The sequence below is a fragment of the Desulfopila sp. IMCC35008 genome (genome assembly GCF_010646885.2).
Classification (GTDB): domain Bacteria; phylum Desulfobacterota; class Desulfobulbia; order Desulfobulbales; family Desulfocapsaceae; genus Desulfopila.
The window spans coordinates 4,652,314-4,676,462 of record NZ_CP050700.1 but is presented as its reverse complement, the minus strand read 5'-3'; the positions used below and the strand labels follow the sequence as shown (position 1 = coordinate 4,676,462).

Sequence of the window (24,149 nt, the reverse complement as noted above, 5' to 3'; positions counted from 1 at the left end):
ATAATCGCCTCCTTTAAACTCGCCCAAGGGCGAATCCCTTGGCGATGTGATTACGAACAAACCAGATGACCAATGCACCGGGAACAATTGTCAGGACGCCGGCTGCCGCAAGCACACCCCAGTCAAGGCCGGACGCAGAAACCGTCCTGGTCATGATGGCTGAAATAGGTTTGGCGTTAACGGATGTCAGTGTTCGTGCCAGGAGTAATTCAACCCAGGAGAACATGAAGCAGAAGAACGCTGTAACACCAATTCCGGAAGCGATGTTCGGTATGAAGATCTTAATAAAAAATTTGGGCCATGAGTAGCCATCAATGAAAGCTGTCTCATCTATTTCTTTAGGGATGCCGGACATGAAACCTTCAAGAATCCAGACAGCCAGGGGCAGGTTGAACAAACAGTGGGCCAGGGCTACGGCTATATGGGTGTCGAACAGGCCAACAGAAGAATAGAGCTGGAAGAAGGGCAAGGCAAAAACGGCGGGCGGTGCCATTCTGTTAGTCAACAACCAGAAAAAGAGGTGTTTATCACCCATGAAGCTGTAGCGGGAAAAGGCGTATGCTGCCGGTAGGGCACATGAAACAGAGATGACCACGTTAATTGAGACATAGATCATCGAGTTAATATAGCCGGTATACCAGGACGCATCGTTGAAAATGACGCGATAATTATCAAGCGTCAGGTTTTGTGGCCAGAGACTGAAAATAGAGAGGATTTCCTCATTGGTTTTCAGGCTCATATTGATGAGCCAGTAAATCGGCAACAACAAAAAGATTATGTAGAGTGTTGGTACTATCCACTTGGAGCGCATTTTAGTTTCCTCCCTTGCTTTCTGCGCCGACGTTGCTCATCACGGTGTAGAATACCCATGAAAGGAGCAGGATGACGAGGAAGTAAATTATGGACATAGCAGCCGCAGGTCCGAGATCGAATTGGCCGATAGCCATTTTTACCAGGTCGATGGAGAGAAATGTCGTAGAGTTACCCGGGCCACCACCCGTAATGACGAAGGGCTCGGTATAGATCATGAATGAGTCCATAAAACGAAGGAGTACACCGATCAGGAGAACACGCTGCATCTTCGGCAGCTGGATAAAGCGAAAAACAGCCCAGCGGGAGGCACCGTCAATTTTTGCAGCCTGGTAGTAGGCATCCGGGATGGAACAGAGGCCTGCATAGCAGAGCAGCACCACGAGGGATGTCCAGTGCCAGACGTCCATGACGACGACTGTGATCCATGCAGCAATTGGATCCTGGGTATAGTTGTAGTCAATGCCTAATGACGCCAGAGTGTGTCCCAGTAGGCCAATGTCAACCCTGCCGAAGATCTGCCAGATAGTACCTACAACGTTCCAGGGAATAAGCAGAGGCAGGGACATGGAAACCAGGCAGATGGGTACTCCCCAGCCTTTCTTCGGCATTGCCAGGGCAACACAGATTCCCAGAGGAATTTCGATGGCCAGGATGATTCCGGAAAAACAAATCTGGCGTATAAATGAATCGTGGAATCGCTCCGAGTGAATAATATCCCTGAACCAGTCGACCCCGACCCAGAAGAACTGGTTGTTGCCGAAGGTGTCCTGGAAGGCATAATTGACCATGGTCATTGTTGGGATGATGGCGGAAAACGCGACCAGCACAAAGACCGGCAGGACCATGAACCATGCTTTTTGATTTTCCTGTTTCTGAATCACTTGGCACCTCCTGTCACACGCTTTTCATCAACATATATATTGGTGTGTTCGGGGGCGACGACCAGGGTGGCCTGATCTGCCGTCATCCCTTGCATCTCCGGCATAATGACATTGAGTTCGTGGCCATTCAGGGCCACACGGACCACCTTGTGGCGGCCAATGTCATCCACCCGCAGGATTTTGACCTGCAGTCCGTCTCCACCCGGTGCTGTCAGTGAAAGATGTTCGGGCCGGATGCCCAGTTTGACATTTTTTGATGCCGGGGGGGCGTAGACCTGGTCGAGCTGTATGGGGTGGCTGTGAATGAGGGCCTTATCGCCTTGCAGGTCACACTCGAGCACATTCATGCCCGGTGAACCAATAAAGTAGCCGACAAAGGTGTGCTCCGGTCTTTCGAAGAGAACCTCCGGCGTTCCTACCTGTACGATCTTGCCTTCATACATGACCACAACCTCGTCGGCGAATGTCAGCGCTTCGGTCTGGTCGTGGGTGACATAAATCATGGTAAAGCCGAATTGTTTATGCAGGTGTTTGAGCTGGGAACGCAATTCCCATTTCAGCTGGGGATCTATAACGGTGAGCGGTTCATCAAACAGGATGGCATTGACACTCTGCCGAATCAGTCCGCGCCCAAGCGATATCTTCTGCTTGGCATCGGCTGTGAGATGCTGGGCCTTGGTGCGCAGGTTTTTCTCTAACCCAAGCATTTTTGCCAGTTCAACGACTCTTGGCTCGATCTCCTTTTTAGAGCGGCCCCTGTTTTTCAGTGGGAACGCCAGGTTGTCGAACACTGTCATGGTATCGTAAATAACGGGGAACTGGAATATCTGAGCTATATTTCGCTGCTCGGGAGGTAACCCGGTGACGTCTTGATCATTGAACAGGACCTGGCCCCTGGTGGGGGTGAGCAGGCCGGAGATGATATTCAATAGAGTTGTCTTGCCACAGCCGGAAGAGCCGAGTAGAGCGTAGGCGCCACCGTCGCGCCAGGTAAGATCCAGCCGTTTCAGGGCAAAATCTTCCGGATTATCAGACTCCCCGGTATAGGAGTGGGCGATTTCTTTTAAGGTTATATTGGCCATGTGCTGTTCCTCTTAGGCTGTTTCCAGGGATTCCGGGGTGACGACAAGCTGGTCGGTTTTATCGAAAACGTAGAATTTCGACGGGTCCAGGAATACTTCGATGGTGGTGTCGATGTCGATATTGCGGATGGCGGGGGCGAGGACAACCCAGCGCAAACCGGCGACATCTACATGGATATAGCTCTCGGAACCGGTAATCTCGGTTACCGCCACTTTCGCTTTTACCCCGATGCCTCCGCTTGGCGGCGGCTCCAGGTAGAGGTGGTTCGGCCTGAAGGCGATGGTGTAATCTGCATCGGGCAGATCCGGCAGCTTGCCGATCAGTGGGACGTTGACCTGGCTCTTGAACAGCATGGTGTTGTTGAGCTTGGTTACCGGCAGCAGGTTCATTGGCGGATCTGAAAAGATCTGGGCGGAAATGAGGTTTTCCGGCCGTTTGAAGACATCTATGGTCGGTCCGAACTGGGTAACCATCCCTTCATGCAGAGGGGCGGTTTTGCCGCCGAGCAGTAACGCCTCGGATGGTTCGGTGGTGGCGTAAACAAAAATAGCACCGGTGGCGGCAAAAATCTTCGGGAACTCCTCACGCAGTTCTTCGCGCAGTTTATAATCCAGATTGGCCAGCGGCTCATCAAGAAGTACCAGATCAGCACCTTTTACCAGGGCCCTGGCCAATGCTGTCCTTTGTTGCTGGCCGCCGGATAATTCCTGGGGAGTGCGTTCCAGCATCGGGACGAGTTTAAGCAATTCAGCTATTTCCCTTACCCTCTCCTCAATCTCCCCCTTGGGCCTGCCCGCGATACGTAACGGGGAGGCGATGTTCTCAAAAACGGTCAGGTTCGGGTAGTTAATGAACTGCTGGTAAACCATTGCCGCATTGCGCTTTTGCACCGGGACGGCCGAGACGTCCTGGCCATCGACCAGGACCTTGCCGGAAGTTGGTTTATCTAATCCGATCATGAGCCGCATCAGGGATGTTTTTCCTGATAGTGTCGGTCCAAGCAGGATATTGAGGGTTCCGGCCTCCAGTGTCAGGGAGACGTCACGAATATGAAATTCGTCCCCGACCTTTCTGCAGACGTCTTGTAACTCAAGCTGCATTATTTCTCCTTTTTGGTGTGGGCGGTTATGGTTGTTGCTGATCGAGCCAATCCTGCAGTGACGCAGCTTCTGCATCGCTAACGGTCAGGCCGAGACAGGTCCGGCGCCAGAGAATGTCTTCAGCGCTTCGGGCCCATTCATTTTGTATCAAGTGGCGTACTTCAAACTCATACAGGTCGCTGCCGAAATGTTTACCAAGATCATCGGTTGAGCGGATAGCCGTGCACATTTCGTGGGCAACGGTACCATAGAGTCGTATCAATCTTGTGGCAAGCCCTTCAGGTAGGAGTGGATGGTTTTTCTGCAGCGCTTCTACTTCATCCTCAAAAGCAGTGCAGTCAAAGTCTCCTCCTGGCAGATGGGCGTTGGCAGTCCATTCGCCCCCCATCTTCGGGAGAAAGTCACTGAGTTTCTCCAGTACCGATTCAGAAAGCTTTCTATAAGTGGTGATCTTGCCCCCGTAGATAGAGAGCAGGGGGGCACGGTTACTCTCGTCGAGTTTTAATACATAGTCGCGCGTTGCCGCCTTGGCGTCGCTCTTACCATCATCAAAAAGCGGGCGAATCCCTGAAAAGTTGGCGACAACATCAGCTTTTGTTATCGCCGGTGAGAAGTATTCGCTTGCCGCCTCGCAGAGGTAATCAATTTCGTTCTCAGAGATGGCAACCTCTCCCGGTTCACCGGAAAAGTCCACATCAGTTGTGCCGATCAGGGTAAATTTTGTTTCATAGGGGATGGCGAAAATAATTCTGCCGTCCGCATTTTGAAATATATAAGCTCTGGGATGGTCGAACAGTCTGTTTACAATGATGTGACTGCCCTTCACCATCCTGATATGTTCCTTGCTCTCTTTATGCTCGATGGTCGAGAGGGTGTTGTCGAGCCAGGGGCCACTTGCATTAACGAGTACTTTTGAGTGAATTGTCTCCGTTTCACCGGTGAGGCTGTCTTCTATGACTATATTCCAAATACTGCCTTCTCTCGTGGCCGAGATGCACTTGGAGCGTGTTCTGATTTCGGCTCCACGCTTTTTGGCATCGATGGCATTCAATGCGACCAGCCGTGCATCCATAACCCAGCAGTCAGAGTATTCAAACCCCTTGGTATAATCACCTTTCAGGCATGTGCCTGCCTCATCGGTTCGAAGGTTGACGACGGATGTTCCCGGCAGCAGTTTCCTGCCTCCAAGGTGGTCGTACAGAAAAAGGCCGATCCTGATCAGCCAGCCGGGACGAAGTCCTTTGTGGTGGGGGAGGACAAAGCGCAACGGCCAGATGATGTGCGGTGCAGCCTTTAGAAGGACTTCCCGCTCAGTGAGCGCTTCGCGGACAAGACGGAATTCGTAATATTCGAGATAACGAAGTCCGCCGTGGATGAGTTTTGTCGAAGCCGAAGATGTGCCGCTTGCAAGATCATGCTGTTCGCAAAGGAACACTGAAAGACCACGGCCTGCAGCATCTCTGGCAATGCCGCAACCGTTAATACCGCCACCGATAATGGCGAGATCATAAACGGGAGCTTTCACGTCGTATCCCTCCGCTGATTCGAGCCCGGCAGGTGTGTTGACCGTTCATGGATAGCTGCTGCCTGTGCGTTCTATCCATCCTGTCGGGCTATGGAACTCTCGCTATTGAGAGTGTTTCGTCTTTGACAATTTTAGGTTTCGAATCAAAGCCTATTTGATACTTAATCGAAAATGAATATTCAATCAAGTGAAAATAAGCATCAATAATAATTTTACTGTATCCTTTGACGACATGTTAAAAAGTGCGCATCGTCAACATGATCTGCTCCCATGTGGATGCTGTTTTGTCATGAATTTTTTCTGTGATCTTGGGTCAGGGTTTTGCTATTACAATTTCGACACCATGGTCCTGGCAAACATCCCGGAGTTTCCTGGGCATCTTACCGTCTGTTACTATGGTGTTGATTTGTGAAACATGGCCGAGGCGCACCGGTGCATTGCGTTCAAGTTTTAAAACATCTGCCACCAGAATGACATGGCGGGCATTTTTGATGATCGCCTGGGCCACACGAACCTCACGGAAATCGTAGTCCAGCAGCGAGCCATCCTCATCAATGGCGGAGACACCGATGACCGCGTAGTCCACCTTAAACTGATTGATAAAATCCACCGCCGCCTCACCAACGATACCACCATCAGATCTGCGCACGAGCCCACCTGCTATGATGAGCTCTATACCCAGGAAATTCTTCATTATACCTACAGCGTTCACATTATTGGTGATAACCAGCAGGCCATGGTGTTGTTTCAGGGAATGGGCGACCTGTTCCGTCGTTGTCCCTATATTTATGAGGAGCGAACTGTTGTCCGGGATAAGCTGGGCGGCTGTGGAACCGATGAGTTGTTTGCTTTTCGGAGCCAGCAGGCGTCGCGCCTCGTAGCTGACGTTTTCGATACCTGAGCCGACAATAGCTCCGCCATGAATCCTTTGCAGGATCTGCTTTTCACAAAGATCGTTTAAGTCTTTTCGGATGGTCTGTGGGGAAACCTTGAAGGAACGCGACAATTCATCTACATCAACACGCCCCTGTTCCCGAGCTAAGCTCAGGATTTTGTTCTGTCTGGTGGAAAGATGATCCATGACTTCATTCCCTCTGAAGGATTAGATAAGAAATCTTTATGAGAAGACCATTATGTTGTTATTTCGAAACAATGTCAATTTTAATTTCAAATGAAACCGTAATACGGCTCGAGTGAAGGTCGTTTTCCATGAAGTGATATGCCGAAACATCTGAAACAGGAGGTCCTTTTTTCTCAGTTTGTCTGGTCTTGTAAAAAAAATATGAGAATGTATACTGGCGACCGCACAATGAACGCCCCAAACCATACTGGTCAGAAAGGCGATTGATTATTGTTACATTTTAAGGGGATTCAATGAGTCGTCTTCGAGCAAACCTGGTACTGTTGCTGGCTGCCATGATCTGGGGCAGCGCTTTTGTCGCCCAGCAGACTGGTACGGGTAACCTGGGAACCATCAGTTTCACCGGGGCGAGGTTCCTGGTGGGGGGACTCGTGGTACTCCCCTTTGCCCTGCGCCAGTTCCGTCGTGTCCATCCCAATGAATATCGTTTTCAAAGCACCGATTGGTTACTTCTTGTTCTCACCGGCTCTGTCCTGTTTACCGCAGCCTGCCTGCAGCAATATGGCATTTTACATACCACTGTCACAAATGCGGGTTTTTTAACCGCACTTTATGTACCCATGGTGCCGATCATCGGCCTGCTGCTGCTAAAGCGAAAGGTGCACTGGGTTGTCTGGCCCGCCTCCATTGGTTGTTTTATGGGCACTTATATTATGAGCGGGGCCCATGATGTGCAACTGCAGATGGGCGATCTCTGGGTCATTGGTTCTACCCTGTTCTGGGCTGGCCATGTCCTTTTGGTTGGTTATATCGCTTCACGGACACGGGCGCCGCTGGTGGTTGCAACCTTCCAGTTTTTCGTGTGCGGTCTTCTGGGGCTTGGACTAGGGCTTTTTATCGAAAATCCGTCGATTGCCGATTTTGGCGGGGCACTGTTTGGCATCGGTTATGTCGGTGTCTTCTCGGTGGGTATGGCCTTCACACTGCAAGTTGTTGGCCAGCGATATACACAGGCTGCAGATGCGGCAATCATCCTGAGCTCGGAAACCATCTTTGCGGCGCTGGCCGGCTTTCTCATTTTGGGAGAGCGGGTAACTCTTTTTCAGCTTTCGGGCGGGCTTTTGATCCTGGCAGGAATTATGGCTGTTGAGCTTGTTCCGATAAGCCCGATTGGTAAGCCGAGAACTCTGGGGTAAGCAATGACTCCATCCTGTGAAGACAGGAAAAACCTTGCTTTTTTCCCCTGTTTTTTTATAAGAAGACAGGTATATTCGGGGGCCGTACAAGGGCGAATAACCCGTCCAATTACACGTGAAAATTCCAGTTTCTGACCATTTTTTCTGCAATTTTAAGCAGTTGCTGATGGCGTGTGCCCACAGAATGGACACCTGTTCCATGGGACACATACACAATCAATTTCGGGGAGAAAATTATGACCGTAAATGTAGCGGATCATCCACTCATCAAACATAAACTCGGACTGATGCGTCAGCACGATATTTCTACCAAGGATTTTCGGGATCTTTCATCCGAGGTCGCTCGATTACTGACATATGAGGCTGCCAAGGATCTGCCGACCCAGAAGAAAACAATCCAGGGTTGGGCCGGGGATGTAGAGGTTGAGGAGATCAAAGGGAAGAAAATTACCATTGTGCCGATCCTGAGGGCCGGACTTGGGATGATGAACGGGGTTATCGATCTTATCCCCTCTGCCAAGGTAAGTGTTGTCGGTTATTATCGCAATGAGGAGACGCTGCTTCCTGTTGAATATTACGTGAAGACAACCTCTGAGATGGAAGAGCGGACCGCTCTCATCCTCGACCCCATGCTGGCAACCGGCGGTACGCTGATAGCCACTATCGAGACGCTGAAGAAATCGGGCTGCAAAAGGATTAAAGGGCTGTTCCTTGTAGCCGCACCTGAGGGTATAGAAAAAGTGACGGCCCTGCATCCGGACGTTGAGATATACGTGGCGGCGATAGACGAGAAGCTCAATGAGGTAGGCTACATTTTACCGGGCTTAGGAGACGCCGGGGATAAGATCTTCGGTACAAAGTAACCAGCAAAGTCATTACAGATTCTGTAATGACTTTTTTTTTGTCTGAAAACAGCTGGCAGATATAGTCAGTATTCTGTTTTCAGAATGTCTTTCATGAGTTCAATCTGTAAAGGAGGAGAGGTTTATGGCAAGCGGAGCATCCGGAACCGAATACAGCTTTCGGTTCAGTGACTGTCTTTTAGGGGCCCAGATGTTGTTTGTGGCATTCGGTGCTTTGGTCCTGGTCCCCATTCTGACCGGCCTGGATCCGAACGTGGCCCTGTTTACCGCAGGTGCCGGCACCCTGGTTTTCCAGGTAGTAACGAAAGGTAAGGTTCCTGTCTTCCTGGCCTCTTCGTTTGCCTTTATCGCCCCTATAATATATGGGGTACAGACCTGGGGAATCCCGGCCACTATGTGCGGTCTTACCGCTGCCGGTGTGTTCTATATTATCCTGAGCTTTCTTGTGCGTTTTTTCGGTTCCGGCGTGTTGCACAGATTGCTGCCGCCTGTTGTTACCGGACCGGTCATCATGGTTATCGGCCTGGTACTGGCCCCTGTTGCCGTACATATGGCAATGGGGCGAACCGGCGACGGATCGGGCTGGCTGGTGCCGGAGAAAACGGCTATTATTATAGCAGGTGTCTCTCTTGTAACCACTGTTGTGGTGTCGCTTCTTGCACGAGGCTGGTTGAAACTCATCCCTATTCTTTGCGGTATTATTGCCGGATATGTAACATCGGTTTGTCTCGACATGTTCGGCATAAGCGCAGCTTTGCAGGCCTCGTTTGATCCGGGTGCATTGCCGAACTGGACCAGTGCGCAGCTTATATCGCTGACACCTATTGCTGACAAGGCATGGCTGGCCATGCCCGCCTTTGTGATGCCTGAGTGGAAGTGGGAAGCTATTCTGTTTATTGTACCGGTGGCCATTGCCCCGGCAATTGAACACTTTGGTGATGTGCTGGCGGTGAGTTCGATTACCGGTAAAGATTACATTGAAGAGCCGGGTATCAAGAACACCTTATTGGGTGATGGCTTGGCTACCTCTCTTGCCTCCATGCTCGGTGGTCCCCCGAACACGACCTATTCAGAGGTGAGTGGCGCTGTGGCCCTGACCAGGGCTTTTAATCCGGCCATCATGACCTGGGCGGCGCTCACTGCCATCCTGCTCTCATTTGTCGGGAAGATCGGTGCCCTGCTGGCAACGATCCCGACGCCGGTGATGGGTGGCATTATGATCCTGTTATTTGGTATGATTACTGTTGTCGGCATCAACACTCTGGTTAAGTCTGGTAAGGATCTGACAACACCTAGAAACCTCATTATCGTTGCCGTTATCCTGGTTTGCGGTATCGGTGGTATGAAGTTTTCTGCGGGTGGATTCGCGATCGAGAAAATCGGTCTTGCCGGTATCCTCGGGTTGCTGTTGAATCTGATTCTGCCTGCCGAGGAAGAGTAGGAGTACTGAATTTTAAAATCCGGGATCAGACCTCAGGTCTGATCCCGCCAGTTGCCGAACGGAACTATCTCTTTGTATTATTGCAGAAACAAGCTTTCAAATACGAAACCGGTTCTCGGTGAAATGTTTTTTAAGAGTAAAAAAAGTTATCAATCTACTTGACCTGCACGTGATATACATTATAGCTCTTGTTTGAAGCTGTAATTATGGATACAGGCTGGGTCACACCCGTTTGAAATGTTCGGGGCCATGACCATGCAATGCAAAGAAGTACAAAACCCATCTAGAGGAGAGGACACACATGAGTAGACGATCAAAACTGTTTGCAGCGTTCTGCGGTGTATCACTGTTGACCATGACTGCGTTCGGTGCCCAGGCGAAGACACTTGTCTATTGCTCTGAAGGTAGTCCGGAAGGTTTCAACCCTTCACTGTATACTGCCGGAACAACCTTTGACGCTTCTTCAAGGCAGGTGTTCAACAAGCTTGTTGAATTCGAGCGCGGATCCACCACCATCATTCCCGGGCTGGCTGAAAGCTGGGATATTTCCGAGGACGGTATGAACTACACCTTTCACCTGAGAAAAGGTGTGAAGTTCCATACCACCAAGAAGTTCACCCCGGGCCGTGATTTCAATGCGGATGACGTTGTGTTCAGCTTCATGCGTCAGTATGACAAAGAGCATCCATACCATAAGATATCCGGTGGCTCTTACGAGTATTTTGACGGAATGGGGATGCCTTCTCTGATCAAGGAAATCAAGAAAGTGGACGACTACACTGTCCAGTTTGTCCTGACCAAGCCGGAAGCCCCAATGCTGGCCAACCTGGCTATGGATTTTGCATCTATCGTTTCTGCAGAATATGCCGATCAGATGATGAAAGCAGGAACTCCTGATGCATTTGACCAGGAAATCGTCGGTACCGGACCTTTTCAGTTGGTTGCATACCAGAAGGATGCTGTTATCCGCTACAAGGCTCACCCCGATTACTGGGCTGGAAAAGCAGCAATCGATAACCTCGTTTTTGCCATCACCCCGGATCCTTCTGTTCGTTATCAGAAGCTGAAGGCTGGTGAGTGCCACGTTATGCCGTACCCGAATCCGGCAGATCTCGAAGCAATGTCCAAAGATCCTGCAATCAACCTGATGCAGAAAGAGGGTCTCAACGTTGGCTACCTGGCTTACAACACCAAAATGGCTCCATTCGACAAACCTGAAGTTCGGAAGGCGTTGAATAAGGCGATCAACAAGGAAGCTATCCTGGATGCCGTTTTCCAGGGTGCCGGTAAAGTTGCCAAAAACCCGATTCCTCCAACCATCTGGTCTTATAACGATGCAGTACAGGATGACACCTACGATCCGGCAGCTGCCAAGAAGATGTTGGAAGATGCGGGTGTAAAAGATTTGACCACCAAGATCTGGGCAATGCCTGTACAGCGTCCGTACAACCCGAACGCCCGTCGTATGGCTGAACTGATCCAGGCAGACTGGGCAGCTGTCGGCGTCAAGGCTGATGTTGTTTCCTACGAATGGGGTGAGTACCTTAAGCGCAGCAAGGACGAAAATCGCGATGGTGCCGTATTGCTCGGTTGGACCGGTGATAACGGTGATCCAGATAACTTCCTGGCAGTTCTCCTTGGTTGCGATGCCGTTGGTGGTGCAAACCGCGCCCAGTGGTGCTACAAGCCGTTTGAGGATCTGATCCAGAAAGCAAAAGTGACCTCCGATCCTGCAGAGCGCACCAAGCTCTATGAAGAGGCACAGGTTGTCTTCAAAGAGCAGGCTCCCTGGGGAACCATCGCTCACTCTGTTGTATTTGAGCCGGTTCGCAAGGAAGTTGTCGATTACAAAATCGATCCTTTCGGCGGCCATATCTTTTATGGTGTTGACCTGAAGTAATTGCCTCAGGCTCTTCAGGCCGGATGACCTTATAAGGTCATCCGGCCTTTTTACGTATTTTCACATGTATCCTCTAGTTGGATCTCATCCGAAACGAAGTAAATTCCGATGCTGACATATCTATTACGTAAACTGGGCATACTCCTGCCGACTTTTTTTGGGGTAACGCTGGTGGCGTTCACCTTTATCAGGATGCTGCCCGGTGACCCTGTGTTGCTGATGGCTGGTGAGCGCGGCATGTCTGAGGAACGGCACGCCGAGATGATGAAGCAGTTTGGCTTTGATCGGCCCATATGGGAGCAATACGGCGATTATGTCGTGGATCTTCTCCATGGCGATCTAGGCAATTCCATCATCACAAAGAAACCGGTTGTTGATGAGTTTTTCACTCTCTTCCCGGCAACGATGGAGCTTTCTTTTTGCGCCATTATCATTGCTGTGTTTCTCGGTCTTCCCGCAGGCATGATTGCGGCTACGAGGCGGGGGTCGGTTTTTGATCACACGGTGATGACTGGGGCATTGACAGGGTATTCCATGCCGATCTTCTGGTGGGGGCTTCTGCTTATCATTTTGTTTTCAGGTATCCTGGGGTGGACACCGGTTTCCGGTCGTATCTCCCTGCTCTATTTCTTTGAGCCGGTTACCGGATTCATGTTGATCGACAGCCTGCTGTCCGGTGAAGCGGGGGCTTTCAGGTCCGCACTTTCCCACCTGATCCTGCCATCTGTTGTGCTGGCAACGATTCCGCTTGCTGTTATCGCCCGCCAGACCAGGTCCGCCATGCTTGAGGTATTGAGTGAGGATTATGTCCGGACCGCAAGGGCGAAGGGGCTCGGTACCGGTCGCGTTATCGGTCTGCACGCCCTGCGAAACGCCATGATTCCGGTAATTACCGTTATTGGTCTGCAGGTGGGTGTGTTGTTTGCCGGTGCGATCCTGACCGAGACGATCTTTTCCTGGCCGGGAATCGGCAAGTGGATGGTTGATTCCATCTTCCGGCGCGATTACCCCTCTGTCCAGGGCGGCCTGTTGCTTATTGCCGCGATCGTAATGATTGTCAATCTCCTGGTCGACCTGATGTACGGCCTGATCAACCCACAAATTCGACACACGGATTAGATATGTCAGAAGCATCAATCATTCAGGATATGGATACCAGACAGACTGGCCGTATGGCCCTGCTTACCGAGTTCTGGTACTATTTCAGTGAAAACAGGGGAGCGGTCATTGGTTTGGTATTTTTTGTCTTCATCGTGCTGATTGCGGTGTTTGCCAATGTCATTGCCCCCCATGCCCCGAACGAGCAGTTCCGGGATGCCTTTTTACAACCACCGTTCTGGCAGGACGGTGGATCGACCAAATTCCTGCTCGGTACCGATGCCGTGGGCCGGGATATGTTGTCACGTTTGATTCATGGCTCGAGATACTCCCTCTTTATCGGTTGCATCGTGGTCTCGGTTTCCCTTTTCGTCGGTATCTTTCTCGGTCTCTGTGCTGGTTTTTTTCGTGGCCGGGTCGATACGATTATAATGCGACTCATGGATGTGGTCCTCGCTTTTCCCAGTCTGTTGCTGGCATTGGTGCTGGTGGCTCTATTGGGGCCGAGTCTTATCAATGCCATGATCGCCATCGCTATCGTCCAGCAGCCACATTACGTGCGACTGACCAGAGCGGCGGTCATGGGTGAAATGACAAAAGATTACGTTACGGCGGCACAGGTAATCGGGGTGAGGCGATTACGCCTCATGTTTGTGACGGTGCTGCCAAACTGTATGGCCCCACTGATTGTTCAGGCCGCACTGAGCTTTTCCACAGCAATTCTCGATGCAGCAGCTCTTGGATTCCTGGGTATGGGGGCACAACCTCCGACTCCTGAGTGGGGCACGATGCTTGCCGAGGCCCGGGAATTTATCCTGCGAGCCTGGTGGGTGGTGACTTTCCCAGGTATTTCGATATTGTTGACAGTGCTGGCTATCAACCTGATGGGCGACGGGCTTCGTGATGCCTTGGATCCGAAATTAAAACGGTCGTAATAAGATGTCATTACTAGAAATTGATAATTTGTGCGTAACCTTCCAGACCGGGGGCGGAATGCTGAAGGCCGTGGACGGGGTTACCTTAAATGTTGAACCGGCTGACATTGTTTCCATAGTGGGTGAATCCGGATCCGGGAAATCGGTTGCCATGCTGGCGCTTATGGGTTTGTTGCCATGGACGGCCACCATTACTGCGGATGTGCTCCGGTTCGATAACCGGGACATGCTGACCATGAGTAAAAAGGAACGCCGATCAATCATCGGTTCCGAGATTACCATGATTTTCCAGGAACCGATGACCAGTCTCAATCCCTGCTTTACCGTCGGGTTCCAGCTGACGGAATCATTGAAGGTGCATATGGGAATGGGACGCCGAGAACGGAACCAGCGGGCACTTGAATTGCTGGAGCTGGTGGGCATTCCTGAGCCGAAAAAACGTTTATCCGCATTTCCTCACCAGCTCTCCGGCGGTATGAGCCAGAGGGTCATGATTGCCATGGCCATCAGCTGCAATCCCCGGCTTCTTATCGCCGATGAGCCGACAACGGCACTTGATGTGACAATCCAGGCCCAGATTCTTGATTTGCTCCTTAAACTGCAGCAGGAAAAGGATATGGCGCTTATCCTTATTACCCACGATATGGGTGTTGTGGCAGAGACGGCGGAACGGGTCGTAGTCCAGTACGCGGGGCAGCAGGTGGAAAAACAGGACGTGAAAGGATTGTTTACCAATCCCCATCATCCGTACACCGATGCATTGCTCGCTTCGCTTCCCGAGCGTTCCGGATCGCGCCTGTTACCCTCTATTCCAGGTGTTGTTCCAGGGCAGTTTGACCGGCCCGATGGATGTCTTTTTTCCCCTCGATGCAAGTTTGCGACTTCCCGGTGCAGGGATATAGAGCCACGTCCCGCCTCCATGGATATGGGCAGGGCTCTCTGCCACTATCCTTTACTGCAAGGAAGGCCAACCGGATATCCCGAGGATCAGGAGGTGTAACAGATGAAGCCAGAAATTGTACTCGAAGCAGAAGATTTGACCCGCCACTATGAGGTGAGCCGCGGCACCTTTAAATCCCCGGCGGTGGTAAAGGCGCTTGATGGTGCAACCTTTACTCTCGAAAAAGGGAAGACACTTGCGGTGGTTGGTGAATCCGGTTGCGGCAAGTCAACTTTAGCGCGCCTGGTGACATTGATTGAGGAGCCAACCTCCGGCCTGCTGAAAATTAAGGGACAGGATCTGTCTACCACGGATCACAATATCCGCAGGCAATTTCATTCCAAGGTGCAGATTGTTTTTCAGGATCCGTATGGGTCCCTTAATCCACGGCAGAAAATTGGCCATGCCCTGGAAGAGCCGCTACTGGTGAATACCGACCAGTCAAAGGCCGAGAGGGAAAAAGCGGCCAGGGACATACTTGATCTGGTGGGACTGCGTCCTGAGCATTACGACCGTTATCCGCACATGTTTTCAGGTGGTCAGCGTCAGCGTATTGCAGTTGCCCGTGCACTTATGCTGGAGCCTGAAATACTGGTGCTCGACGAGCCTGTGTCTGCACTCGATGTCTCCATTCAGGCCCAGATTCTCAACCTCCTGGCCGAACTGCAGGAGCGGCTGAACCTGGCCTATCTTTTTATCAGCCACGACCTCTCGGTCGTCCACCATATTGCCGATGAGGTTATGGTTATGTATTTGGGTGTGCCGGTTGAGTCCGGAAGCAGGGATACCCTCTTCAGCACCCCGAGGCACCCATATACCCAGGCGCTGCTCTCTGCCACACCGGTGGCCGATCCCTTTAAGGAAAAACAGCGTATCGTCCTGCGTGGAGAACTTCCCTCCCCGATGAATCCTCCTTCCGGCTGCACTTTTCATCCGCGTTGCCCCTGGGTTATAGATACCTGTAAGCAGACTTCGCCGATGATTCGCCTCATAGGCGAGAGCCATGTTGCTTGTCATGTTGCTCAATAGCAACCGGAGCCGAATCACTTTTTTCCACATTTCCCATACAGTAAATAGGAATAAGAGGTATGGGAAATGTGGGTTAAACACAAAGTAACCTTCTTTTAACTTCGACTTCTCTCTTTTCGGCCCGGGGCGTTTCACCGGAAAAGTGCGTCGTATCGTAAAAAATGGTCGGATTTATATTGACAACCACTATAAGATTGAGCATTTTCTACCCATGGTTTCTTAGCTGAAACCGTTATACTCCTCCTGCAGGGTTGTTCGCATCCATTCTGGTGGCTTACATTCAGTAATAGTGAGTGAGAGGGCACGTCGATATGTGTCTCTCTTGATCGGGTAGGGCTGAACTGCCTCAACTGAAGGGGGAAACCGCAGATGTCACTATCGGTATCCGTGGAACATTCAAAGCAATAATGATGATGTGAGTTATGCCAAAGAAATTTTATGCCGTTTCGGCACTTATTAAAGCAAACGAGATCCTGGAACTCCTCCTGCAGCGAGGCGAGGCTTCGTTTACAGAGATTCACACAACCTTGGGGCATCCCAAGAGCAGTACTTACAAGACGATTTCTACTCTGGAATCCCTCGGTTTTATCCGGGAAATAGGTGATAGTGCCAAATACACCCTGGGCCTGCGATTGATTGAACTTGGCTCGAAGGCTGCGGGCCAGATAGATCTTACCACGGAGGCCCGACCGCTTGTCAAACAGCTCTCCACGGCCACGGAACGTACGGTTCATCTGGGTATTCTGGATGGTTCGGAGGTTATTTATCTCCTCAAGGAAAATGTCCACGGATCGATATCTATTGACACCTGGGCTGGAAAACGTGTGGGAGTTCATTCAACTGCCATGGGTAAGGTCCTCCTTGCATGGAAGAATGATCGCGATATCGATAGCATCCTCAAAAAGGTTGATTTAGTAAAACTGACTCCCAATACCCGTGTTAATCCTGAAGATGTGAAGACAAGCCTCGAAGAGGTACGGAAACGCGGCTGGGCAACTGATGATGAGGAAAACTGGAAAATGGTTCGCTGTGTTGCGGCTCCGGTTCGGGACAATGCGGGTAAGGTGTGTGCGGCCTTAAGTGTTTCAACCCTCACCGATCTTGACTCCTATGAGCAGATGCTTGGCATTACCAATAAGGTAATCGACATGGCCCAGGAGCTTTCCCACAGACTTGGTGCACCCGAAAAGCTATAATAGTCTCAAAATTATTTAATTGATATGAGAGGGTATCGGTATCCCGTAGGGACGATACCCTTATTATTTGTAGTAACTACATAATACCTGCACAATTTTCCGGAGGAAAAAATGCAATTCCCAATTGATCTGAGCGGTTACACCCCGCTGAAGTTTGAACTCAACCAGTCGCAGATGAGTGAAGAACAACGCGACACCTTACAGGAAAACATCAGGATTGTACGAGACAGCCTGGTATTTTTTACGGCGCTGGCCAACGTCAAAGGACTTGGCGGACATACCGGTGGTGCCTACGATATCGTACCGGAGTTGCTGATTGCGGACGGTTTCATGAAGGGGAGTGAAAAGGTTCATCCGGTCTATTTCGATGAGGCAGGGCATCGGGTTGCCATCCAGTATATGATGGCTGTCCTGAACGGTTACCAGCAGGAAGACTCTCTGCTTCATTACCGTGAATTCGGCAAAGGCTACTACGGGCATCCGGAGCGCGAAGATGAGGCAGGGGTGTTTTTCTCATCCGGCCGGCTCGGTCACATGTGGAGTTATGTTAATGGTGTTGCCGAAGCGGATCGGGAGAAAATTGTAGTCATGTTTGGCTCCGACGGTTCCCAGATGGAGGGTGACGATTCCGAAGCTGCCCGTTATGCAGCGGCCAGAAATCTTAATGTGAAGCTCCTTCTTGACGACAATGATGTCACTATCGCCGGACATCCGACTGAGTATATGAAAGGGTATGATCTGGTGAAAACCCTTGAGGGACATGCGATTCCCACCAACAGCGGCGATGGAGAAAACCTTGATGAACTCTTTGGCAGGATACAAAAGGCGTTTGCTGCTGATGGACCTGTTGCACTTGTGAACCGCCGTAAGATGGCTATAGGTGTTCCCGGAATCGAAGGACTGCCCAAAGGACATGACGTTATTCCGGTGGACCTGGCTGTCTCTTACTTAAAAGACAAAGGCTACAAAGAGGCGGTAGAAGTGCTGGAAACCTTCAAGGTCGAGAAAACCAAACCGACCTACCTGGGGTCCACTCCGGAGATGGGGAAATGCCGTGACGATTTTGGCAAGGTGGTCTGTGACATTCTTGATGGAATGCAGGAGAAGGAGAAAAAGGTCCTGGTGGTTGACTCCGACCTGGAAGGTTCCTGCGGCCTGCATCACATCCGTAAGAATCATCCGGAAGTATACGTGACTGCCGGAATAATGGAGCGCAATAATTACTCTGTTGCAGCGGGATTTGGTTCTGAGCCCGGTCGTCAGGGTATTTTTGGTACATTTGCCGCCTTTCAGGAGATGGTGATCTCTGAAGTGACCATGGCCCGCCTCAATAAGGCTAATGTTATTGCGCATTTCTCGCACTCCGGTGTCGATGATATGGCGGACAATACTTGCCATTTTGGTATCAATAATTTCTTTGCCGATAATGCCCTGGCCGAAGGAGACGATACCCGACTCTATTTCCCTGCCGATACGGCTCAACTCAGGGCGATCCTGCACACTGTTTTCAATGATCAGGGATTGCGCTTTGTGTATTCAACTCGTTCTGCCACACCATGGATTCTTGGAACCGATGGTGAGAAGATGTTTGAAGGCGGATACACCTTTATTCCCGGCAAGGATGAAGTCGTTCGTGAAGGGACGGCCGGCTATATCGTAAGTTACGGTGAGATGCTCTATCGTTGTCTTGATGTTGTCGAACAGCTGAAAGCCGAGGGTATTGATGTCGGTCTCATCAATAAGCCGACCTTAAACGTTGTCGATGAGGAGATGATGGCCAGGATCGGTGGTTCACCTTTTGTCCTGACCGTTGAGACCCAGAATTCCAAAACCGGTCTCGGTGTTCGTTTTGGTACCTGGCTGCTCGAGCGTGGTTTTACCCCGAAATTTGGTTTGATGGGTTCCAGCAAACCTGGCCAGGGTGGACTGGGTGAGCAGATTCCTTTCCAAGGTATGGGCGCTGATGATATCAAAGCGAAGGTACGTTCCCTGATTGGCTGAAGGTTCAATTATTGTTTTTGAGATATAAGGCGGCCCGGATGATTCCGTGCCGCCTTTTTTGGTGGAGTATTCGTTATGTTGCCCCTTGACGTCGTCATTCTCTTTTTCACAACATCAATCCTGCTTGCCCTTGCTCCCGGCCCTGATAACCTCTTTGTGTTGGCTCAGTCCGCTCAGCATGGCAGCCGCGCTGGGCTGGTTGTTACTGCAGGTCTTTGCACAGGAGTCATAGTACATACAGCAGCTGTCAGTTTTGGGGTTGCCGCCATTTTTCAGAGCTCGATTGTGGCCTTTACTGTTCTCAAATATATAGGTGCCGCGTATCTTCTTTATCTCGCCTGGATGTCCTTTAAGGCGGGAGGTGAAGCGGGAAGCAGCTCGAAAGTTAACAGGTTGAGCATGGGACAACTCTACAGGCGTGGAGTGATAATGAATGTGACCAACCCGAAAGTATCTATATTCTTCCTTGCCTTCCTGCCCCAGTTTGTTGATCCGGCCAATGGACCCATAATTCCCCAGATGCTGGCACTCGGGTTGATATTTATTGTTTCAGCTGTCCTGATTTTCGGGGCTATCAGCATGCTTGCCGGAACATTTGGAGAGATTCTGGCTAAATCCGAGAAAGCCAGTAAAGTCCTGAACTGTCTTGCCGGAACTGTATTTGCGACCCTTGCGCTGAAACTGGTTATGTCACAAAGATAAGGCGAGGGGACAAAAAAACGAGTGTTGCAACAGAAGTTTTACCCTCGATATTTTTCGGTTGGGCACCAGGTAGGTTCGTCGGTTTCATCCTGACTGATTTGAACGGCAGGAAACGATTTATATGGAGAACAGTACTATCATTTATGCAGTAACTTTTGTTTCTTTTGTTGTCATGACAACCGGGCTTGCTCTTGCTATTTGGAAAATATACCGCTACAGAAAAAGGGTACATGCATCCATTGATAATGAGCGTTGGGAACAAACTCTATCCCGGGAAAAGATCTATAAAGATAATCTGATAGTTTTCTTTGGCGATTCACAAATTGGTTTGTGGCGTATGGCACCATCTTTTGGCCTGCTGCCCATTGTCAATAAAGGGGTCTATGGTGAATTTGCCTCAAAAGCGTTCGACCGTTTTCAACAGGATGTGTTGTCGTTAAACCCCAGGCTGCTTGTCATGCTCATTGGCATAAATGATCTGGGTAGCGGCCAATCCGTTGAAGCAATAGTGAAAAATATTCAGATCATGGCGGATATGGCTTCAAACCGGGATGTCAGTTTGATCCTTTGCAGTTTATTGCCGGTCAGGGGGAAGTATATACATAATCATTCCCTGAAAGATATTGTGCAGATCAATACTAAGTTGAAAATCCTTTCAGACCAATATGATGCGGACTATGTGGATTTTCATTCCCAGTTGATCGACAATCATGGATTGTTTAAATCTGAATTCACCTTTGATGGACTGCATCCCAGCGAAGCAGGGTATGTGAAGATGACAAATATTATTTTTCCCTATCTTGTAAGGTGATCTGGCAATGAAACCAGAGGGTCCCCCCCCTGGTTTCAATGACTAGAGCTTCTCAGGCAGGGTCCATCGCCAGTCCCCTGGCAACTTCCTTTTTCTTTTCCTCGCCCATGACCAAACCCAGCAATTCCAGAGAAAAGTCGATAGCAGTACCTGCTCCACGGCTGGTAACGCAGTTTTGATCGAGCACAACGCTCATGCCGCTGCATTCATCGCTGCTGAGGTCAGCAACGAAAAGAGGATGGCAGGTCGCTTTTTTGCCTTCGAGTAATCCGTGGGGTTCAAGCACGACCGCTGGGGATGCGCAGATAGCACCATACAACTTGTTGGCACTGTTTTGCCTATGCAGTATTTTTATGAGGGTGTCGCAGTTTTTCAAGTTTTCTGCGCCAGGTATGCCGCCTGGTATGGCTACCAGGTCATATTCTTCATCAACACATTCATCGATCAGTTTATCCGCCTCAATTCGAACGTTATGGGATGAGGTGGTTACTTTTTCGCCGACGGAGGCAAGGTCGACGTGGGCGCCGGCCCGTCTGAACACATCGACGATGCTCAGGGCCTCGATCATTTCAGTACCGTCAGCAATGGGAACGAGAATTTTCTTTTCCATGGTTTTTTACCTGTCCGGGTTAGAAGTGGTAGTTGAGAAAGCCACCGACTGTGATTGCCTCGGTGTCGTAGAAGTTAATAGTACTCTCCCCGCGGCTATAACTCAAGAGGCCCATGACGGACCAGTCCTGCAGGTTGAAAGGGGCCATGTAATTAGTCATCAAGCTGATGCCGTAACCGTCGGTTTCCCGTATCCTGTTAAAAATGGGGTGTACTTCATCATATTCTGAGTAGCTGTAATAGGCCCGAGGGATAAGCATTACCTTGCCAAGCATGAGCCGTGCTTCGAGTTCTATTTTATACTTCGTAAACGAGTTGGCGTTACCGTCGTAATCCCCTTTGCGGATACTGACACGGGGGCGTATTTCAACTGTTTTAGAGGGGTAGTACGAGTAGTTCACATTGAGTGAATACACACCTCCGTCCCTGGCCAGTTCCGGTGTGCTTCTGCCTATTACATCGTTGTCCACATCATCGTTCATATAGACGAGGTTGACGCGCAGGCCGCTGCCCATAATCCTGTTCAGGCCGATCTTGACCCCATATTTCGAGGTGTCTGTCTCAACCCGGTCAACTCCTGTTACATATGGATCTTCCCAGACTTCTTCGAAGGGAGTGAAAAAAGCTGCGGTATCAAGATTCCCCACGCCTTCTATAGTATTTGTTGCACCAAGGGTGAAGGCGAACCCTCCAACTTCATCTATAGGTGGTTCTGTCTCGAAATAGAGTTTTACACCACCCTTTTGACCGATATCCCAGGTTGCCATCGGCAGGATTATAGCGATACCCGTTGTTTCACGGTCCGGTTCGGATTGAAGACTTTCCAGGCGCCTTTCTGAGCCATTTGGATTCAGGTTGTTGGCACTGTCGATAACGATGCCGCCAATGCCAACTGTTCCCGTAACTGCCCTGGGTTCTTCGGCGACAGCAGGTGATAAAAGAAACAGGAGCCCGGCTACCGTAATGATTTTTAATGTTTTGGTTTTCATTTTCGCTCTCGTTGGTCTTGTGGGTTGTTGGTATCTGTTCTAAAGTTCAATTTCATGGAGGAAGGAAAATGATCCCTGAGGTGCCTGCAGGAGCGATTCTATAATGGCGGGGAAAGCCTTCCATCTTCTCTGCAGCTGTTCCTGGCTCCAGGAATAGACACCAAGGTCGACGAGAAATTGTACTCCGGCCAGGATGAATTCGGCGCATTCGAGAGGGGAGTCGGTTTGAAATGTTCCTTCCTCAGAACCCTGCACTATCAGCTCTGCATAAAGGGGAGCCTGTATCGTCAATATCTTGGCAAGTAAGCGGATATGCATTCCTGCATTTGATGTCTGGTGCAGATGTTCGATAAGGTCGTGATGTCCGTCACCACCGCTATTCTTGGAACCTTCTATTACCAGATGTTTAAATCTTTCCAGAACCGTTCCTTCAGTTTGTTCGGCTATCAGCTGCAGTCTTTGCCATTCTTCTTCGGCCACCTTGTCGATAACCGCCTCGAGCAGTTCGTCTTTTGAGGCAAAATAATGGTAAATGGTCCCCTTAGCGATATTAAGCCTTACCATCACATCTTTCATGGTGGTGTTGTCATACCCCTTGGTAAAAAAGAGTTCGCCTGCCGCTGCGACGATCTCTTCCTTTCTCTCTTTTGGATCTTTTACAATTCTGACCATACAATTTCTAGTAGTTCATCGAGTGATTTAAAATATGCGCAAAATAAGGAGTCGCTGATGTCCAGCCGATCAACCAGGTCATGAACGGTTGTATTATCGAAACCTTGCGAGTCGAACAACTCTCTTGCGGTCTGTACTATGATACAGCGCAGGTTTGAATTCTTCGGGCTGTCAATTTCTTTCATCATGCCTTTCTCCCCGGGATCCTCCCTTTGACATGAGAAGGCAAGATAATGCAAGACCGACCGTCGGTCAATTCAAAAATTGTTATATTTCTATTTATATTGTCAAGCTGTTGGTGGGGATGTCATTGTTTGATAAAAGTGGAGCCCTGCCAAATATTACGGTTTTTCATTAATTCCTGCAGTTCACGGCTGAGGTGAGTGGCCAGGATGTTCCATTTAGGGGCAACAAGCAGATCAGGGTGTGAAGAGGTCCACAACCTGTGAATAACCACGTCTGGAGGAATAAGTGGCAGGGCTTCAAGGAGGAATTCAAGGTACTTTTCCTTACTGAAAAGGGTAATGGTGCCACGTTTGAAAAGGGTGTGCAGCCTGGTGTCGTGAATCACCTGTAAATGATGAAGCTTAAGGTGTTGGACGCCAAGATCAGTCACGAATTGCAGGGTATCCAGCATATTTTGCCGGTTTTCTCCAGGGATGCCGAAAAGAAGATGCGCTCCCGTTGAAAACACCTTGTATTCCCTGATCCTCTTGATACAGCGAGTGAAATCGTCAACGGTGTGATTGCGGTTAAGAAACTGCAGGCTTGTATCATGGGCCGACTGTAAACCGAGTTCCCAAAGACAGTCCTTGCCACTTTCACGGACAATCCCGGAGATCTCTTTCAGGAGTTCGTTTGCTATTGAGTCGGGCCTCGTTGAGAGAATGAGCCCAACACAATCCTTGTCCTTGAGTACTGTACCTATCCGGTCGAGTAATATAGCCGGTGATGCAGCCGTGCAGGTTTCCTGCTGAAAATAGGCAAAATACAAACGAAACCTGTTTCGTAAAATTCTCTTCTTTCCTTTTTCGATCTGCAGACTGATGTCGTCGTTGCTGGCCAGATAACCGGGGGTGAAACTTGCAGGAAGGCAAAAGATGCAACCGCCTTCTTCCCTGTTCGGACAGGTCACACCGATGTCGAGGGGGATCTTGCCCACCGGTTCCCCGTGTTGTTCCCGGTAATGAGAGCTGAATGTGTGAATTGTCGGTTGCATGTCTTGGTGAATATTTCTTCTGTTGAGTAGGGTCTGAATGTAGCACTGAAAGGAAAGAATGTCGA

The 24,149-nt window shown here is 50.1% G+C and carries 23 protein-coding genes; 12 read left to right on the top strand and 11 right to left on the bottom strand.

The genetic code is table 11. The annotated features are described in order from the left end of the window. Window positions 1-13 precede the first annotated feature (13 nt). From GA520_RS20180 to GA520_RS20155, 6 genes are all read right to left on the bottom strand, one after another. Window positions 14-811 carry a carbohydrate ABC transporter permease gene (locus GA520_RS20180; protein WP_163337390.1) on the bottom strand — a complete coding sequence of 266 codons (798 nt, stop codon included), beginning with the start codon at window positions 809-811 and terminating at the stop codon, window positions 14-16. A 1-nt stretch (window position 812) separates the two neighbouring features. Next, on the bottom strand, window positions 813-1,658 hold the full coding sequence (locus GA520_RS20175; protein ID WP_370362808.1) for a carbohydrate ABC transporter permease: 846 nt from the start codon (window positions 1,656-1,658) through the stop codon (window positions 813-815). 32 nt (window positions 1,659-1,690) lie between these two features. Beyond that, the gene (locus tag GA520_RS20170) at window positions 1,691-2,776 is read right to left on the bottom strand and encodes an ABC transporter ATP-binding protein (protein ID WP_163337389.1); all 1,086 of its coding nucleotides are present in this window, start codon (window positions 2,774-2,776) and stop codon (window positions 1,691-1,693) included. Window positions 2,777-2,788: 12 nt separating this feature from the next. Continuing rightward, window positions 2,789-3,877, bottom strand: a complete 1,089-nt coding sequence (locus GA520_RS20165; protein ID WP_163337388.1) for an ABC transporter ATP-binding protein — start codon at window positions 3,875-3,877, stop codon at window positions 2,789-2,791. A 25-nt stretch (window positions 3,878-3,902) separates the two neighbouring features. Then, window positions 3,903-5,402 carry a glycerol-3-phosphate dehydrogenase gene (glpD, locus tag GA520_RS20160; protein ID WP_163337387.1) on the bottom strand — a complete coding sequence of 500 codons (1,500 nt, stop codon included), beginning with the start codon at window positions 5,400-5,402 and terminating at the stop codon, window positions 3,903-3,905. Between the two features lie 313 nt (window positions 5,403-5,715). After that, window positions 5,716-6,483 carry a DeoR/GlpR family DNA-binding transcription regulator gene (locus GA520_RS20155; protein WP_163337386.1) on the bottom strand — a complete coding sequence of 256 codons (768 nt, stop codon included), beginning with the start codon at window positions 6,481-6,483 and terminating at the stop codon, window positions 5,716-5,718. Window positions 6,484-6,776: 293 nt separating this feature from the next. Here GA520_RS20155 and GA520_RS20150 point away from each other — a divergent pair, with 293 nt between their 5' ends. The 12 genes from GA520_RS20150 to GA520_RS20095 all read left to right on the top strand — a co-directional run bounded on the left by GA520_RS20150 (window position 6,777) and on the right by GA520_RS20095 (window position 20,595). Continuing rightward, window positions 6,777-7,679: a DMT family transporter gene (locus GA520_RS20150; protein ID WP_163337385.1), complete on the top strand. Its 903-nt coding sequence runs from the start codon at window positions 6,777-6,779 to the stop codon at window positions 7,677-7,679. Window positions 7,680-7,915: 236 nt separating this feature from the next. Continuing rightward, entirely contained in the window at window positions 7,916-8,542 is a 627-nt protein-coding gene (gene upp, locus GA520_RS20145) for a uracil phosphoribosyltransferase (protein WP_163337384.1), read from the top strand. Between the two features lie 124 nt (window positions 8,543-8,666). Continuing rightward, a complete protein-coding gene (locus tag GA520_RS20140) occupies window positions 8,667-9,983 on the top strand; it encodes a uracil-xanthine permease family protein (RefSeq protein WP_163337383.1) in 1,317 nt (438 codons plus the stop codon). 301 nt (window positions 9,984-10,284) lie between these two features. Then, entirely contained in the window at window positions 10,285-11,883 is a 1,599-nt protein-coding gene (locus GA520_RS20135; RefSeq protein WP_163337382.1) for an ABC transporter substrate-binding protein, read from the top strand. Between the two features lie 108 nt (window positions 11,884-11,991). Further along, window positions 11,992-13,002 (top strand): ABC transporter permease subunit, encoded by a 1,011-nt coding sequence (locus GA520_RS20130; RefSeq protein ID WP_163337381.1) that lies wholly within the window; start codon window positions 11,992-11,994, stop codon window positions 13,000-13,002. 2 nt (window positions 13,003-13,004) lie between these two features. After that, the gene (locus GA520_RS20125) at window positions 13,005-13,916 is read left to right on the top strand and encodes an ABC transporter permease subunit (protein ID WP_163337380.1); all 912 of its coding nucleotides are present in this window, start codon (window positions 13,005-13,007) and stop codon (window positions 13,914-13,916) included. A gap of 4 nt (window positions 13,917-13,920) precedes the next feature. Continuing rightward, a complete protein-coding gene (locus GA520_RS20120; RefSeq protein ID WP_163337379.1) occupies window positions 13,921-14,916 on the top strand; it encodes an ABC transporter ATP-binding protein in 996 nt (331 codons plus the stop codon). A 3-nt stretch (window positions 14,917-14,919) separates the two neighbouring features. Beyond that, window positions 14,920-15,885: a dipeptide ABC transporter ATP-binding protein gene (locus GA520_RS20115; RefSeq protein ID WP_163337378.1), complete on the top strand. Its 966-nt coding sequence runs from the start codon at window positions 14,920-14,922 to the stop codon at window positions 15,883-15,885. A gap of 422 nt (window positions 15,886-16,307) precedes the next feature. Then, a complete protein-coding gene (locus GA520_RS20110) occupies window positions 16,308-17,081 on the top strand; it encodes an IclR family transcriptional regulator (RefSeq protein WP_163337377.1) in 774 nt (257 codons plus the stop codon). A gap of 111 nt (window positions 17,082-17,192) precedes the next feature. Continuing rightward, entirely contained in the window at window positions 17,193-19,082 is a 1,890-nt protein-coding gene (locus tag GA520_RS20105) for a transketolase C-terminal domain-containing protein (protein WP_163337376.1), read from the top strand. A 75-nt stretch (window positions 19,083-19,157) separates the two neighbouring features. Continuing rightward, window positions 19,158-19,784, top strand: coding sequence for a LysE family translocator (locus tag GA520_RS20100; RefSeq protein ID WP_163337375.1), 627 nt, complete (start codon window positions 19,158-19,160; stop codon window positions 19,782-19,784). 121 nt (window positions 19,785-19,905) lie between these two features. Continuing rightward, window positions 19,906-20,595, top strand: a complete 690-nt coding sequence (locus tag GA520_RS20095; protein WP_163337374.1) for a GDSL-type esterase/lipase family protein — start codon at window positions 19,906-19,908, stop codon at window positions 20,593-20,595. 52 nt (window positions 20,596-20,647) lie between these two features. Here the strand turns inward: GA520_RS20095 and GA520_RS20090 are convergent, their stop codons facing one another. The 5 genes from GA520_RS20090 to GA520_RS20070 form a co-directional block, all read right to left on the bottom strand. Continuing rightward, window positions 20,648-21,205, bottom strand: coding sequence for a DJ-1 family glyoxalase III (locus GA520_RS20090; RefSeq protein WP_163337373.1), 558 nt, complete (start codon window positions 21,203-21,205; stop codon window positions 20,648-20,650). A 19-nt stretch (window positions 21,206-21,224) separates the two neighbouring features. Beyond that, window positions 21,225-22,193, bottom strand: coding sequence for a DUF2860 family protein (locus GA520_RS20085; protein WP_163337372.1), 969 nt, complete (start codon window positions 22,191-22,193; stop codon window positions 21,225-21,227). A gap of 39 nt (window positions 22,194-22,232) precedes the next feature. Beyond that, window positions 22,233-22,865 (bottom strand): TetR/AcrR family transcriptional regulator, encoded by a 633-nt coding sequence (locus tag GA520_RS20080; RefSeq protein ID WP_163337371.1) that lies wholly within the window; start codon window positions 22,863-22,865, stop codon window positions 22,233-22,235. After that, entirely contained in the window at window positions 22,850-23,053 is a 204-nt protein-coding gene (locus GA520_RS20075; RefSeq protein WP_163337370.1) for a helix-turn-helix domain-containing protein, read from the bottom strand. Before GA520_RS20075 ends, GA520_RS20080 begins: the two co-directional genes overlap by 16 nt. 119 nt (window positions 23,054-23,172) lie before the next feature. After that, complete coding sequence (locus GA520_RS20070; RefSeq protein ID WP_163337369.1) at window positions 23,173-24,084, bottom strand: TIGR01212 family radical SAM protein; 912 nt, start codon at window positions 24,082-24,084, stop codon at window positions 23,173-23,175. Window positions 24,085-24,149: the final 65 nt, after the last annotated feature.